Here is a 13,025-nt window from a genome sequence, read left to right as displayed (position 1 = left end):
GCAACATGAAGTCTAGTCGTGGGGGCATTACCGCGCCGATCGGATTTGTCGCCGCTGGCCTTCATTGCGGCATCAAGAAGCCGCCCGGCCTGGATCTCGCGCTGGTGCTGTCCGAGCGCCCCGGTCCCATCGCCGGAGTCTTTACGACCAATCAAGTGACGGCCGCCCCGGTGACCGTCGATCGAGCGCATCTGGCCGGTAGGATCGGCCGGGTCCTGCTCGTCAACAGCGGTTGCGCGAACGTCTGCACGGGTCCTCACGGGATGCGGGCGGCGCAGGAGATGGTGCGTCTGGCCGCAGACCGGTTCCACATCCCTCCTCGCCAGGTCTTCATCGGCTCGACCGGCGTCATCGGCAAACCGCTGGCGATCGAGCGGATCCGGGCCGGCTTTCCCCGCCTGGTCGTGCGGCTCCGCCGTGGCGGCGGCGAGGAAGCCGCCAGGGCGATCATGACGACCGACACCCATGTGAAGCAGACGGCGTTCAGGCAAAAGATCGGCGGAGCCGTGATCACGATCGGCGGCATGGCCAAGGGGTCCGGCATGATCCACCCGAACATGGCCACGATGCTGGCGTACCTCTCGACCGATGCGGCAATCGCCCAGCCGGCTCTGCAACGAGCCCTGCGGAAGGCCGTGGATGAGTCGTTCAACTGCATCTCGGTCGACGGCGATACCAGCACCAACGACACCGTGTTGTGCCTGGCGAACGGCATGGCGGGCAATCGGACGATTCAAGCCGGCTCGACGGCCTTCAGGGCCTTTGAGCGGCTGTTGCGGGCCGCTTGCGAGAACCTGGCCCACCAGGTTTGCCGGGACGGCGAAGGGGTCACCAAATTCGTCGAAATTGTGGTGACGGGGGCGCGGCATGAGCAGGATGCCCGCCGGATTGCCCAGACCATCGCCACGTCCTGTCTGGTCAAGACCGCCCTCTTTGGAGAGGACGCCAACTGGGGACGGGTCATGGCGGCCGTCGGACGGGCCGGCGCGGCGCTCAAGCCGGAGCGAATCAGTCTTGCCTTCAGCGGCGTGCCGATTTACCGCCGCGGGATGGGACTGGGCGCGGCTGCCGAGCGGCGCGTGGCCCGGATATTCCGGCGCAAGGAATTTCGCATCGAAGTGGATGTGGGACTGGGCACAGGATCAAGCCGGATGTGGACGACCGATCTGTCCTATGAATACGTCCGGATCAACGCGAGCTACCGCTCCTGAACGCGTGGGATGTTTCCAGGGCGTCTCCATCGGCTTGAAAAGCCCTGCCCGCCGTGCTAGGCTCTCGCGTTCCAGCAAATTGTGCCGGGAAATCGAGATGATGCGACTGGAATGGGCCTGTCGCGTCCACCGTTCAAATTGAAATCGGCGTCTGACACGCCGCTCGCTTGGGAGCAAGGGGCTCACGCCCCTCGCCGGCCGGATTGACCGGCGTTCCGCAAGCGGGGAAGGAGGTGAAGGTATGGGAGAAGTCACGTTGAAGGATCTACTGGAAGCGGGTGTGCATTTCGGGCACCAGACCAACCGGTGGAACCCAAAAATGAAGCGGTTCATCTTCGGCGAGCGCAACGGGATCTACATCATCGATTTGCAGCAGTCGTTGGAGCGGCTGGAGCAGGCCTATGCCTTCATCCGCGACACGGTGGCCAACGGCGATTCGGTCCTGTTCATCGGGACCAAGCGGCAGGCTGCGGACGTGCTCGAAGAGGAAGCGAAACGGGCCAACATGTTTTTCGTCAACCAGCGTTGGCTGGGCGGCATGCTCACCAACTTCCAAACTATTCGACGGAGCATCGAGAAGCTGAAGAAGATGGAAGCGACGCTGGCGGACGGCGGCGTGCGGCAGGGCCTCACCAAAAAAGAACTCAATCAGATGGAAAAGGACCGCGTCAAGCTCGAGAAGTACCTCAGCGGCATCAAGAACATGCGGTCGCTGCCGGGGTGCGTGTTCGTGCTGGACACGCGGGTCGAGCGCATCGCGGTGCTCGAGGCGAACCGGTTGGGCATCCCGATCGTGGCGATTGTCGATACGAATTGCGAGCCGGACCTCATCACCTACCCGATTCCGGGCAACGATGACGCCATCCGGTCCATTAAGTTGATTACCACCCATATTGCGGATGCCTGTATCGAAGGCGCCCATCTCCGCGCGCAGCGCGAAGAAGCGGAAACTCCCGTCCTGGCAGCGGGCGCGGAGAAGCGCGGACCGGCCCCGCTCGACGTGGTCGGATTGGCGGCCCGTTGACCGCCAAGGCGGCGCTCACCGGGGTTGGAAATCACTATTCACTTTTTGACATGCGAGGGTGACGATTCATGGCGGCTTCTGCAACGTTGGTGAAGGAATTACGCGACAAAACCGGAGCGGGCATTCTGGATTGCCAGAAGGCGCTCACTGAAAACGGCAACGACATCGAGAAGGCGATCGACTACCTTCGGCAGAAAGGCCTGGCCGCCGCGCAAAAGCGAGCGGGGCGCGAGGCCAACGAGGGATTGATCTCGGCCTACATCCATCCGGGCAGCCGGATCGGCGTGTTGGTGGAGGTCAATTGCGAGACCGACTTCGTCGCGCGAAACGACGAATTCCAGGCGTTCGTCAAGGATATCGCGTTGCAGATCGCGGCGGCGCGTCCCGCCTACGTCTCGCGCGAGGATATCCCCGCCGAGGTCATCGAGCGCGAGAAGGCGGTGTATCAAGGCCAATGCAGGGAAATGGGCAAGCCCGAGGCGGCTTGGCCGAAGATCATCGAGGGGAAGCTGGAGAAGTTCTATCAGGAAATGTGTCTGCTGGAGCAGGCGTTCATCAAGGATCCGAGCGTCACCGTCAAGGACCTGTTGACCCAGCGGATCGCCAAGATCGGAGAAAACATCGTCATTCGGCGGTTCACCCGTTATGAACTCGGTCAGGCATGACGGCGGCGAAGTACCGGCGCATTCTCCTGAAAGTCAGCGGCGAAATGCTGGCGGGCGATCAGGGGTATGGGATCCAACCGTCCATATTGGACGGGCTGGCCGGCGAGATCGCGGATGTCGTCGCGATGGACGTCGAGGTCGCGCTGGTCATCGGCGGAGGCAATATCTTCAGAGGGATCGCCGCCAGCGCCAAGGGCATGGAGCGCGCCTCCGCCGATTACATGGGGATGCTCGCCACTGTCCTGAACGCGCTGGCGCTGCAAAACAGCCTTGAGCGACGCGGCGTGATGACCCGCGTGCAATCGGCCATCGAAATGCGGCAATTGGCCGAAGGCTATATCCGCCGGCGGGCGATCCGGCATCTGGAAAAGAAGCGGGTGGTGATTTTTGCGGGCGGCACCGGGAACCCGTACTTTTCGACCGATACGGCGGCGGCGCTCCGGGCGATGGAGATCGGCGCCGATGTGATCATGAAGGGCACGAAGGTGGACGGCGTCTATGAAGCCGATCCGGTCACGAATCCCACGGCCAAGCGGTTCGATCGGCTGCCGTTTCTCTCGCTCATCAATCAGAACTTGAAGGTCATGGATTCCACGGCCGTCACGCTCTGCATGGACAACAACCTGCCGCTGATCGTCTTCAATCTTAAACAGCGGGGGAATCTCAAACGGATCATGCAAGGCGAGGCCCTGGGCACTTTGGTGACGGCGGGGTCCCAATAGCGGACCGATATTCGGTCAAACCACGACAGGGTCGCAGGACACGGCTATGGCACATCCGGTTCATCAGAAAACGACGGAGGGGATGGAGCGCACCCTCGAGCATCTCAAGCGGGAATTGAGCACGATGCGCACCGGGCGGGCCTCCATCGCGTTGCTCGATAACGTCAAGGTGGATTACTACGGCACGATGACGCCGCTGAAACAGGTGGGCACGTTGTCCACGCCGGAGCCGCGGCTGATCACCATCCAGCCGTGGGATGTGAAACTGATCAAGGAAATCGAAAAGGCGCTCGCCGCCTCGAATCTGGGCGTGACGCCCTCGAACGACGGCAAGACCATCCGGGTGCCGCTCCCGCCGTTGACCGAAGAGCGGCGCAAGGAGCTGATCAAGATCTGCAAGAAACACGGCGAGGACACCAAGGTCCACATCCGAACCGTGCGGCGCGAGGCCAACGAGGAGCTCAAGAAACTTCAGAAGGACGGCAAGATGAGCGAAGACGACCTGCGCCGAGCCGAGGCGGAAATTCAGAAATTGACTGACCAATATATCGAAAAGGTCGATCATGTGTTAAAGAAGAAAGAGGAGGAAATTCTCGAAGTCTGATCACCTCACCCTCCTCCTGACCAGTTTCGTGCTGCCCACTCATTCGGCTTCTCCAACCCGATCCATCGTCGATCTTGGGGCTCTGATCCACAATCTTCAGCGCCTACGTGCCCGGTTGGCTCCCTCGTGCCGAGTGATCGGCATCGTGAAGGCCAATGCCTATGGACATGGGGCGGTGGCCGTCTCGCGCGCCCTCGCGCAGGCCGGCGTCACCCTGTTGGGCGTGGCGACCCTTGCGGAGGGCATCCAGCTCAGAGAGGCAGGGATCGACGCCGGCGTCATCGTCATGGGACCGCTCGTCCAAGGCGAGATGCCCGACCTGGCGGCGCATCGCCTCACGCCGGTCATCTACAGCGAGGATTTCGCGCTCGATCTTGCAAGGGTGCTGCGGGATCAAACGGTCCCCTACCCCGTCCATGTCGAGGTGGAAACCGGGATGGGACGGTTGGGAGTGGACCAGGACCGCCTGTTGAACCTTCTGCAAGCCCCCGCCTTCAAGGGGCCGCTGAGGCTGGAAGGGCTGATGAGTCATTTCGCCGACGCGGACAGCGATGATCCGTCCTACACCCAAAGCCAGCTTGCGCAGTTTACCGGCCTGCTGGAGCGAATCCGGCGCGCCGGCGTGACCGTGCCGCTGGCGCATGTGGCGAATACCGCCGGCATCCTTCGTTTTCCCGCCTCCCATTTGGATGCCGTCCGGCCTGGCATCGGCCTCTACGGGTATCATCACTCCACGAATCAGGAGGCGGACGTCCCCTTGCGGCCGGTCCTCTCGCTGCTGACGCAGATTGTCCAGGTTCGGACCATCCGGCCTGGTGAAACTGTCAGCTACAACCGCACGTTTCGGGCTTCACGTGCGACGCGGGTCGGCGTGCTTCCGATCGGCTATGCCGACGGGTACAACCGGCTGCTCTCGAACAAGGGGACGGTGCTCATCGGAGGGAAGCGGGCGCCGGTAGTCGGCCGCGTCTGCATGGACATGACCATGGTGGATGTCACCGATGTGCCGGAGGCGCAGGTGGGCGCGGATGTGGCGCTGATCGGCGAACAGGGAGCCGAACGGATCAGCGCGGTGGACCTCGCCCGCTGGCAAGGGACGATCCCCTACGAAGTGCTCTGCGCGATCGGTCCGCGAGTCCGCCGCCTGCATATTTATTGAGCAGGCTCTCCTTTTCGGGACTACTGCCGTCAGATCTCATGCAAGACCGCCTCCGATCGAGGGTGGCGTCGGCGTCGTTCGTTCCCGTTGCCGGCTGTTGCCAAATGTTTCCGAAGGGAGTATAAGCAGGCTGCCCTTTCGTGACTCGCACGGTTTCTCCCCGGGGAGAAACCTCTTGTCCTGCCACCAGGTCAGCGGTCGTCGTTATGGCGAGAGCTGGTCGTGGGTTTGATTCTTTCGTGCTCTTTCTCCTTGTCCTCGGGACAGGCTGCGCCACCGATCCATCGGGTCCCCACATCACAGGCACCACGACAGTCGCGACGTTCCATGCGTCGGACTTTGGGTTCGAAGGGCCTGACCGATTGCCCGCCGGGCAGACGGTCGTCCGATTAGTGAATCACGGCCAGCAGCCGCATCACATCCAACTTGTCAAACTCACCGACGGGATGAACCTGGATCACCTCGTCGAAGCGTTGCAGGCCCCGGTGGTCCAGATGCCCAATTGGGCGAAACATATGGGAGGCCCCAATGGCATCGGCCCAGGGGGGCGCGCGGAGGCGACGTTGTTTTTGGAGCCGGGCTCCTATGCCCTGCTCTGCACCATCCCGACCACAGACCGTCAACCTCACATCACGCTCGGCATGTACAAGGCGCTCACGGTGGTCGAGCAGGGAGATCGGCCGCAGTCGTTTGCCGCAAACTACCATCTCTCGCTGCGGGATTACGAGGTGGCGGTGATCGAGCCCATGACGGCCGGACTGCACAGTTTTTACGTCAAGAATCGCGGCACGCAGGTCCATCAGGTCAGTTTGGTCAGGCTGAATCCCAGCGCATCGGACGGCCATGTGGCGGCCGCCCTCGCGCCGGCATCCGATCTTCCCTCATGGCCGTGGCAGTTGGCGGGCGGGATGACCGGTTTGGAACCGGGGGGAGAAGGGGTCTTTACTGCCATGCTGGCTTCCGGTCGCTATTCGCTCATCTGTCTGTTTCCTAATCCGAACACCCCTCAGTCTCATGCCGCCAAAGGAATGGTCCTGACCTTTGATGTTCCTTGAACGGGGAGTTTCACGGGTGTGAGAACGTTTGGCCGGCCTCGAAGAGCAGGCAATTCCGGCCTGCCCTTTCCATAGGACTTCGGTCGGCATTCCTCTCGTTCAGGAAGCCTGTCTTGCCTGTCACGAGACCGGCCTTCGGCAAGGAAAGTTTGGGATGCCGTCCATGGGTATGCTAAGGTGTGCGCGACCCTGTTATTCGTCTGCATGCGACCAGGGCTGTTGGCCTATCTCCTGCCACCCATAAGAAAGGATCACCCATGCGATTTCCCGTCCTCTGCCTTTCAGCTTTCATCGGTCTTGGCCTTGCCGGCGGTGTTGCGACCGCGGCGGACCCGACGACCGATGATCAGAAGACTCTCTATGCCCTGGGTCTGGCGATCAGCCAATCGCTCGGCACGTTCGCGTTGAGCGAAGGTGAGCTGGATTTCGTCAAGAGCGGCATCACCGACGGCGTGCTGAAGAAGCCGGCCAAGGTTGATTTTCAGGCCTTCGGCCCGAAGATCAAGCAACTGCAAACGGCGCGGGCCTCGGTGCTTGCCGAAGCCGAGAAGAAGACGGGCGCGGCATTTCTGGCCAAGGCCGCGGCCGAACCGGGCGCGACCAAAACGGAATCTGGCGCGATCGTCAAGTCCATCACGCCGGGCAAAGGCGCCACCCCGCAGGCGACCGACACGGTCAAGGTGCATTATCATGGAACCCTGATCGACGGGACGGTGTTCGACAGCTCGGTCCAGCGCAAGGAACCGGCGACCTTCCCGCTCGGCAACGTCATCAAGTGCTGGACCGAAGGCTTGCAGCATATCAAAGTCGGGGGGAAAAGCCGGTTGGTCTGCCCATCGAACCTGGCCTACGGAGACCGTGGGGCGCCGCCGGATATCAAACCGGGCGCCACGTTGATCTTCGAGGTCGAGCTGCTCGACATCGTCAAGCCGTAAGCCGACTCAACGACAGGGAGGCTGGGACGGCCCTGCTCGTCCCGCTTCCCGCCCCGCCAGATGCCTGTCCGGCTCAGGCCTGTGCAAGACCTTTGTGATGTGATAGCGTGTGATCGAGAGACCGGGCAGGAGGTGAGACAATGGGACGGCTTCAGATCGATCATCTGAAATCTTTCCAAAGCGGCCGCCGGCGTAGGGGCGCGTTCGCCCTGTGGGGGCTCTCCGCATGGCTGCTGTTCGGCGTGACTTCGGTTCAAGCCGGTGAGAGCTCGATCCCCTGGGAGTGCACCGGCTACGAGGGGCCGGCTCAAACGCGCTGCCTCCAGGCTTATATCGAAGTCCAACGGGAAAAGATCGGGAAGCTTGAAGAGGAGCTGCGTGACCAGCAGGGGGCGCTGGGCCGGCTGAGAGACCAGGTCGATCGGCAAGCCGCAGCCACGGCGGATCTCCAACGGTCCTTGGAGGACCGGCCGCCGGTCGTCTCGCCCGGTCCCTATGGCTACGTGCCTTTCGGATATGCCTATTACGGCTATGCCTCCGTGGTCCCGCCGATCGGGTTTGGTCTGTACATCGGGCGTCCGTGGCTCTACGGCCCCTCCTCGTTCTATCGGCCGTACCTCTGGGGACCTCCCTATTTTGGTCCCCGTTACCGCTATTGGGGTCGCCGCTGGTAGCGGCTGGCCCTGAGACCACCTCTTATGACGTTTTGAGCGTCCGCTTCAGTCGTTTCTGCACGCTGGCCACCTTGCTGTCGAGACGGCCCACGGCCCCCTTGCGATAGTCGATCTTGATGGAACAGGAGATGCGATTGCAGTCCTTGCGCATCCGTTCGTAACACTGCTTGACGACGGCCATCACCTCGTCCCACTCGCCTTCCAGCACCGTCCCCATCGGGTTCAGCCGGTACTCTACGCCGCTCTTATCGATGATCTCCAGCGAGCGGGCGACATATTTGCCCACGCTTTCGCCCTTGCCCAACGGCGACATGCTGACTTCGAGCAACACCATGATGGCCTCTCTCCTATTTCGCGGGATTGGTTTCGGGGTTCGCCGTTCGCTGCTGGAGCCAGGCGGACGGGTACTGGACGTGGCCGGTCAGTCTGAACTCCTGGACGGCGCGACGAAGGATGTCCTTGCGCTGCGCATAGTCGGCCTGAGTGGCCTTGGTCTCGTCACGAAGCTCGCCCAGCCATGAGAGAAACTCCGCCGCTTCAGGGCCGAAGATGGATTCAAGGTCCTGGCGAATCCTGGAGGCGAGCGCCGGCGAGGCCCCGCTCGTGCTCACCGCGATTCGCAGGTGTCCGCGACTGACCACGGCCGGCATCATCACGGTGGAGTATTCCGGCTGGTCCACGGTCCAGAGCTGGAACCTGTCCTTGCGGGCCAGCTCCATCAGCGATTCTGCAAATTCCCGATTATCCCTGAGGCAGTTCAGGATTAGGACGACGCCGGGCGTGTCGGTGGCGCGGAACAGCCGCCCGCGGTGAATGACCTTGGCGCTGGCCGTGAGTTTCTTCAGCGTATCATTGAGCGTGGGATTGATCACGGTGACCTTGGCGCCGGCCTCCAGCAGCCGGATCGCCTTCTCGGCGGCTTCCTCGTCTCCTCCGAGCACGAGACAGGGCCAGCCTTTCACATCGAGTGACAGTGGAAATCCTGGATTCACGATTGACCTCTCCTTCTGGCTGCCGTCCGTCGCATGGTCTAGAGCGGACGGTCGCGTATCATACAACAGGACTCGCCGCGCACAAAAGGGACCTCCCATTTTTCGAGCCCGATCGTTATAATGCGAATCTTTGCATAGGCGCCGGAGGCGTCGCCCGGAATAATAGTGGGGCCCGGCGACAAGGAGAAATTGTGGCAAAGCATACGATGGGGACGTTCGGGATGGCGGGCGGTATCATCGCCTTGGCGGCGATCGCCGCCTATTTCGGCCTGGCCCACGGCTGCGAGAAGCCCGGCGTGAGCCGCATTGCCGGCCGTGTCACGATCCTTCCCGAGTTGGCCGGGCAGGTCAAGGCGACGGACGTGTTGTTCGTGATCGTGAGGCGGCCGCAGGCCAAACGCCCGTTAGCGGCCAAACGGTTCGATAACCCGCAATTTCCCGTGACCTACGAAATCACCAACGCCGACGTGATGATGCAGGGCACGGAATTGCGGGGCGTGGTCGAGGTGGTGGCGAGATTGGACCGCGACGGCCAAGCCGGACCGGCTCAGCCGGGCGATATCGAAGGCGAGTTCGAAAAAAATCCGACGATGGTCGGCGGAGACGACGTGGATATCACCTTGAAGGACCTGCGCTGAGCGGTGGCCGCACCCAGCGAAAGCCCGTCATTCGTCACTCGTCATTGGTCATTCGAAGGATGTCTCGGTCTAAATCCTGAACGAATGACGGTTGTCGAATGACACTTGACGTCCTCGCTGAGGCACCCGAGAGCATAGCTGGACGGGATTTTTAAGCGTCCTGTCTAGCAGGGTGTTGAAAAACTAGCATGCACGGCTCAAATTTTCCCCACCTCGCTCAACCGCCAACAGCTTCTGGCAATCCGAGAGGAGCCTGGCCGTCGTCTTCTGGTCTGTTGCGGCTCGCTGAACATAACCAGTCCCCCTTGGGGAGATCAGGTGGCCGGTGCCGGCGCCTGCAGGCGGCTGATACGGAGCAGGTTGTAGGCGGCGCCGACGAGCAAGGCGGCATGCTGCGTCCGTGCGAGACCTCGGAAGCGGGTCTTGCGCAAGCCGCCCACGGTCTTGAGCCAGCCGAAGATCTCTTCCACCCGTTTGCGAATCCGTTGGCTCAGCGCGTAGCCCACCGTGCGCGTGATGCGGCCATCGAGGCCGGGTGTGCGCCGGCCTGCCACCCGCGCCAGATGGGGACGAATGTGGCGCCGACGCAATTGGCGCACGAAGTCCCTGCAGTGATAGCCCTTGTCCGCCCCGAGTGTACGGGGGCGAATGCCCCGGCTGGCCTGCCGGCGCAGCATGGCCAGGGCCGTCTCCCGCTCGGCGGTCCCGGTGGCCGGCGCGATCTGCAGATCCACACACAGGCCGTGCCGGTTCTCCATCAAGACATGGCCGGAGAAGCAGAGCTTGGCCTCTTTGCCCTGGCCCTTACGGGCCAACCGAGCTTCCGGGTCCGTCGTGCTCTGATGCGTGGCGTTGGTGCGCCGCTCCCCATGAAAGTCCACGGTAGGATTACCGGGATCGTCCGGCGGTGCCGCCGCCGGGGCGGCCTTGGGCGTGACACTTTTGAGCGAGGCCCAGGCTTCGATCAGCGTGCCGTCCACGGTGAAGTGCTCATCCGAGAGCAGCCCCTCGCGGCGCGCGGCGGTGACCACCGCGTCAAAGAACCGCTGGGCCACCTCGTGCTGGAGCAGCCGCTCACTGTTCTGGCTGAACGTGCTGTGATCGAACCCCGGCTCATCGAGATTCATGTCCAGAAACCAGCGAAACAGGATGTTGTAGTTGAGCTCCTCGCAGAAGAGCCGATGCCCACGGATGGAGAACAGCGCGATCAGCAACTCGCTCTTCAGCAGCCGCTCGGGAGGGATCGACGGCCGTCCCGTCGAGCTGTACATCTCGTCAAAGGTCCGCTCCAGGGTCGCCAAGACTTCGTCAGCCCTCGCCTTGATCGCTCGCAGGGGGTGGGTGGCCGGAACTCGGGCTTCGGGAGACACGTAACTGAACATGGCTTGCTGAGCAGTCACCTCACCGCGCATCGTTCTCCCCCCTGGTTGTGTGAACGGCTGCACGGTGCTAATACTTATTCTGTGAAAGTCAATGGCTTTTTCAACATCCTGCTAGGTGTCGGCGGCGTCCTCGTCGAGCGCCATGTTCCAATAGAGATAGTCGCGCCAGCTTTGCGGCGCATTGCGGATCCCGATGGTGATCGTGACGACGGGGCTCCAACGGGGCTTGACGGGTTTCTTGATGAGCTTCATGCCGGCTTCCTCCGGCGTCCGTCCGCTCTTGCGGTTGTTGCAACGCCAGCAGGCCGTCACGATATTCTCCCAGGTCTTCTTGCCGCCTTTGGCGATGGGCACGACGTGATCGAAGGTCAACTCCTCCGTCCGAAACTTCACGCTGCAGTACTGGCAGGTATAGCCGTCGCGGGTGAAGATATTGATGCGCGAAAACTTGACCGCACGGTGGCTGTCCTTGAGCTTGACCATCTTGAGCAGCCGCATGACGGACGGAAGCTTGAAGGTAATCGAGACGCCGTGCACGTCCCGGTCGTAGAACTCGAGCACTTCGACCTTCCCTTGCCAGAGGAGCGAAATCGCCTTCTGCCAATGCACCACTCGCAACGGTTCATACGTCGCGTTGAGCAACAGGGTCAGTTCCATACAGAGTCCCTTTTTCCCTCCCTTAGATGAGAGTATAGCATCCAGGTCTATGCCATACTCACCGGATGAAATCAAGCAAGGGGCCGGCCATAGGAGCCCGTGCGATATTACACATTCTGCTATGGCGAATGATCCACGAGCATCTGCGTTGTTCTCGGCCCCGAAAAATCCTCAACGTACTCCAGCGAGTACGCCTCCGGTCTTTCAGGGCCTGCGGCCGCGCATCTGCTCATGCCTCCTTTGCCTCGCTACGAACGGTAATGTCGGACAGGCTCCCCGGCCGCGCCCGCCTTCCCCGTAACCGGATCTTGACGATTACCATATGAAGGCTAAGCGTTTCCCCCTTGTTCGCCTGGAAGAACTGCCCCCGGGAACCTGCCGGTCGGTCGAGACCGAGGCCGGATGGGTGGCGCTCTACAATGTGGAAGGGCGGATCTATGCCACCGACGACGTCTGTCCCCATGCAGGCGGACCGCTGGGCGAAGGTCAGATGAAAGGCGATTGCGTCGTGTGCCCCTGGCACGGATGGCGGTTCAACGTAAAGACCGGACAGCGGGTGGACAATCCTGATTTTCGCGTGGACTGTTTTGATGTGACGGTGGAAGACGGTCTGATCATGGCGGAGATTCCACTCGATCGCCCAGGGTCGTAGCCGTCTCGAGAGTCGGGCTCCGTGTAACGACCACGGGCGCTCCGTCAAGGCTATCTCACCGGCAGCGGCATCGCGGGGTTCAACGGGGCCAAATCTACCTCCGGCATCAGGTCAATCGCCGGCATCGACAGCGCGCTGATCTTCTTGTCCTTCAGATCCACTTGCCAAGTGTACTCCCGCTCGACCCAGTTGCGGCTTCCCTGCTCCCGGAACATGACCTTGACGATATACAGGTCCTCGGCCTGCTTCTCCACCATCCACTGTCCAAGACGGGTTTTCGCCCCCCGTGCTTCCCGCGACCGCGCAATCTCGTTCACACCTTGCAGGATCGTCGGGGCCTGTTTGGCTCGATGGGTCTGCACCAGCGCCAGGGCTTCGGCGGAGGCCGGATCGGCCAACAGGTTCAAGCTGGGAGGCTTCACGAACCAGTAGATGGCCCCGCCGATCACCAGCAGGCCGAGTGCAAGCCCATGCCACAAGGCGCTGCGAGACGGGCGCGAGAAGGGCTGGCGCGCTTGTGCGGCTGAAACACCGGAAGGTGGATTCGGCTGGTCCGGCTGAATGGGTGATGCAGGGCTGTCCATATGTGTTCACGGCGCGGTCCCGTCGGCCGGCCTCCATGGAGAATAGGGATCGTTGCGGTGCAAGTCAAATT

General features: G+C 62.0%; 16 protein-coding genes. 11 read left to right on the top strand and 5 right to left on the bottom strand.

All coding sequences use genetic code 11. From position 1 onward, the window contains the following. The first annotated feature begins 5 nt into the window (after positions 1-5). The 9 genes from argJ to QWI75_RS12760 all read left to right on the top strand — a co-directional run bounded on the left by argJ (position 6) and on the right by QWI75_RS12760 (position 8,049). Positions 6-1,211, top strand: a complete 1,206-nt coding sequence (argJ, locus tag QWI75_RS12800; RefSeq protein WP_289268967.1) for a bifunctional glutamate N-acetyltransferase/amino-acid acetyltransferase ArgJ — start codon at positions 6-8, stop codon at positions 1,209-1,211. 241 nt (positions 1,212-1,452) lie between these two features. Further along, complete coding sequence (gene rpsB, locus QWI75_RS12795; protein WP_289268966.1) at positions 1,453-2,235, top strand: 30S ribosomal protein S2; 783 nt, start codon at positions 1,453-1,455, stop codon at positions 2,233-2,235. Between the two features lie 68 nt (positions 2,236-2,303). Next, complete coding sequence (tsf, locus tag QWI75_RS12790; RefSeq protein WP_289268965.1) at positions 2,304-2,900, top strand: translation elongation factor Ts; 597 nt, start codon at positions 2,304-2,306, stop codon at positions 2,898-2,900. Beyond that, positions 2,897-3,622, top strand: coding sequence for a UMP kinase (pyrH, locus tag QWI75_RS12785; RefSeq protein WP_289268964.1), 726 nt, complete (start codon positions 2,897-2,899; stop codon positions 3,620-3,622). The genes tsf and pyrH overlap by 4 nt, the downstream gene beginning before the upstream one ends. A gap of 46 nt (positions 3,623-3,668) precedes the next feature. Next, complete coding sequence (gene frr, locus QWI75_RS12780; protein WP_289268963.1) at positions 3,669-4,226, top strand: ribosome recycling factor; 558 nt, start codon at positions 3,669-3,671, stop codon at positions 4,224-4,226. Between the two features lie 28 nt (positions 4,227-4,254). Further along, positions 4,255-5,385 (top strand): alanine racemase, encoded by a 1,131-nt coding sequence (gene alr, locus QWI75_RS12775; protein WP_289268962.1) that lies wholly within the window; start codon positions 4,255-4,257, stop codon positions 5,383-5,385. Between the two features lie 239 nt (positions 5,386-5,624). After that, on the top strand, positions 5,625-6,440 hold the full coding sequence (locus QWI75_RS12770; protein ID WP_289268961.1) for a hypothetical protein: 816 nt from the start codon (positions 5,625-5,627) through the stop codon (positions 6,438-6,440). 257 nt (positions 6,441-6,697) lie between these two features. Then, positions 6,698-7,375 (top strand): FKBP-type peptidyl-prolyl cis-trans isomerase, encoded by a 678-nt coding sequence (locus QWI75_RS12765; RefSeq protein WP_289268960.1) that lies wholly within the window; start codon positions 6,698-6,700, stop codon positions 7,373-7,375. Between the two features lie 140 nt (positions 7,376-7,515). After that, positions 7,516-8,049 carry a hypothetical protein gene (locus QWI75_RS12760; protein ID WP_289268959.1) on the top strand — a complete coding sequence of 178 codons (534 nt, stop codon included), beginning with the start codon at positions 7,516-7,518 and terminating at the stop codon, positions 8,047-8,049. A gap of 22 nt (positions 8,050-8,071) precedes the next feature. Here QWI75_RS12760 and QWI75_RS12755 read toward each other — a convergent pair whose 3' ends face one another. Both QWI75_RS12755 and QWI75_RS12750 read right to left on the bottom strand, forming a co-directional pair. Then, positions 8,072-8,383: an MTH1187 family thiamine-binding protein gene (locus tag QWI75_RS12755; protein WP_289268958.1), complete on the bottom strand. Its 312-nt coding sequence runs from the start codon at positions 8,381-8,383 to the stop codon at positions 8,072-8,074. Positions 8,384-8,396: 13 nt separating this feature from the next. Then, positions 8,397-9,041, bottom strand: coding sequence for a precorrin-2 dehydrogenase/sirohydrochlorin ferrochelatase family protein (locus QWI75_RS12750; RefSeq protein ID WP_289268957.1), 645 nt, complete (start codon positions 9,039-9,041; stop codon positions 8,397-8,399). 191 nt (positions 9,042-9,232) lie between these two features. Here QWI75_RS12750 and QWI75_RS12745 point away from each other — a divergent pair, with 191 nt between their 5' ends. Beyond that, the gene (locus QWI75_RS12745; RefSeq protein ID WP_289268956.1) at positions 9,233-9,679 is read left to right on the top strand and encodes a c-type cytochrome biogenesis protein CcmI/CycH; all 447 of its coding nucleotides are present in this window, start codon (positions 9,233-9,235) and stop codon (positions 9,677-9,679) included. Positions 9,680-9,993: 314 nt separating this feature from the next. Here the strand turns inward: QWI75_RS12745 and QWI75_RS12740 are convergent, their stop codons facing one another. Together QWI75_RS12740 and QWI75_RS12735 are read right to left on the bottom strand one after the other, a co-directional pair. Beyond that, on the bottom strand, positions 9,994-11,091 hold the full coding sequence (locus tag QWI75_RS12740) for an IS5 family transposase (protein WP_289268763.1): 1,098 nt from the start codon (positions 11,089-11,091) through the stop codon (positions 9,994-9,996). 81 nt (positions 11,092-11,172) lie between these two features. After that, complete coding sequence (locus QWI75_RS12735) at positions 11,173-11,718, bottom strand: HNH endonuclease (protein ID WP_289268955.1); 546 nt, start codon at positions 11,716-11,718, stop codon at positions 11,173-11,175. 322 nt (positions 11,719-12,040) lie between these two features. On the opposite strand from QWI75_RS12735, the gene QWI75_RS12730 reads away from it, so the two are divergent. Then, the gene (locus QWI75_RS12730; protein WP_289268954.1) at positions 12,041-12,370 is read left to right on the top strand and encodes a Rieske (2Fe-2S) protein; all 330 of its coding nucleotides are present in this window, start codon (positions 12,041-12,043) and stop codon (positions 12,368-12,370) included. Between the two features lie 50 nt (positions 12,371-12,420). Here QWI75_RS12730 and QWI75_RS12725 read toward each other — a convergent pair whose 3' ends face one another. Further along, positions 12,421-12,954, bottom strand: coding sequence for a hypothetical protein (locus QWI75_RS12725; RefSeq protein WP_289268953.1), 534 nt, complete (start codon positions 12,952-12,954; stop codon positions 12,421-12,423). Positions 12,955-13,025 lie beyond the last annotated feature (71 nt).

It is taken from the genome of Nitrospira tepida, from assembly GCF_947241125.1.
GTDB lineage: Bacteria > Nitrospirota > Nitrospiria > Nitrospirales > Nitrospiraceae > Nitrospira_G > Nitrospira_G tepida.
Note: the sequence above shows the minus strand (reverse complement) of the source record. Positions and strands in the feature narration are given on the sequence as shown.

Bases quoted from the DNA above. Each gene is read 5' to 3' on its own strand.
- argJ (WP_289268967.1), top strand. From the start codon at position 6: ATGAAGTCTAGTCGTGGGGGCATTACCGCGCCGATCGGATTTGTCGCC.
- rpsB (WP_289268966.1), top strand. From the start codon at position 1,453: ATGGGAGAAGTCACGTTGAAGGATCTACTGGAAGCGGGTGTGCATTTC.
- tsf (WP_289268965.1), top strand. From the start codon at position 2,304: ATGGCGGCTTCTGCAACGTTGGTGAAGGAATTACGCGACAAAACCGGA.
- pyrH (WP_289268964.1), top strand. From the start codon at position 2,897: ATGACGGCGGCGAAGTACCGGCGCATTCTCCTGAAAGTCAGCGGCGAA.
- frr (WP_289268963.1), top strand. From the start codon at position 3,669: ATGGCACATCCGGTTCATCAGAAAACGACGGAGGGGATGGAGCGCACC.
- QWI75_RS12765 (WP_289268960.1), top strand. From the start codon at position 6,698: ATGCGATTTCCCGTCCTCTGCCTTTCAGCTTTCATCGGTCTTGGCCTT.
- QWI75_RS12760 (WP_289268959.1), top strand. From the start codon at position 7,516: ATGGGACGGCTTCAGATCGATCATCTGAAATCTTTCCAAAGCGGCCGC.
- QWI75_RS12755 (WP_289268958.1), bottom strand. From the start codon at position 8,383: ATGGTGTTGCTCGAAGTCAGCATGTCGCCGTTGGGCAAGGGCGAAAGC.
- QWI75_RS12740 (WP_289268763.1), bottom strand. From the start codon at position 11,091: ATGCGCGGTGAGGTGACTGCTCAGCAAGCCATGTTCAGTTACGTGTCT.
- QWI75_RS12735 (WP_289268955.1), bottom strand. From the start codon at position 11,718: ATGGAACTGACCCTGTTGCTCAACGCGACGTATGAACCGTTGCGAGTG.
- QWI75_RS12730 (WP_289268954.1), top strand. From the start codon at position 12,041: ATGAAGGCTAAGCGTTTCCCCCTTGTTCGCCTGGAAGAACTGCCCCCG.
- QWI75_RS12725 (WP_289268953.1), bottom strand. From the start codon at position 12,954: ATGGACAGCCCTGCATCACCCATTCAGCCGGACCAGCCGAATCCACCT.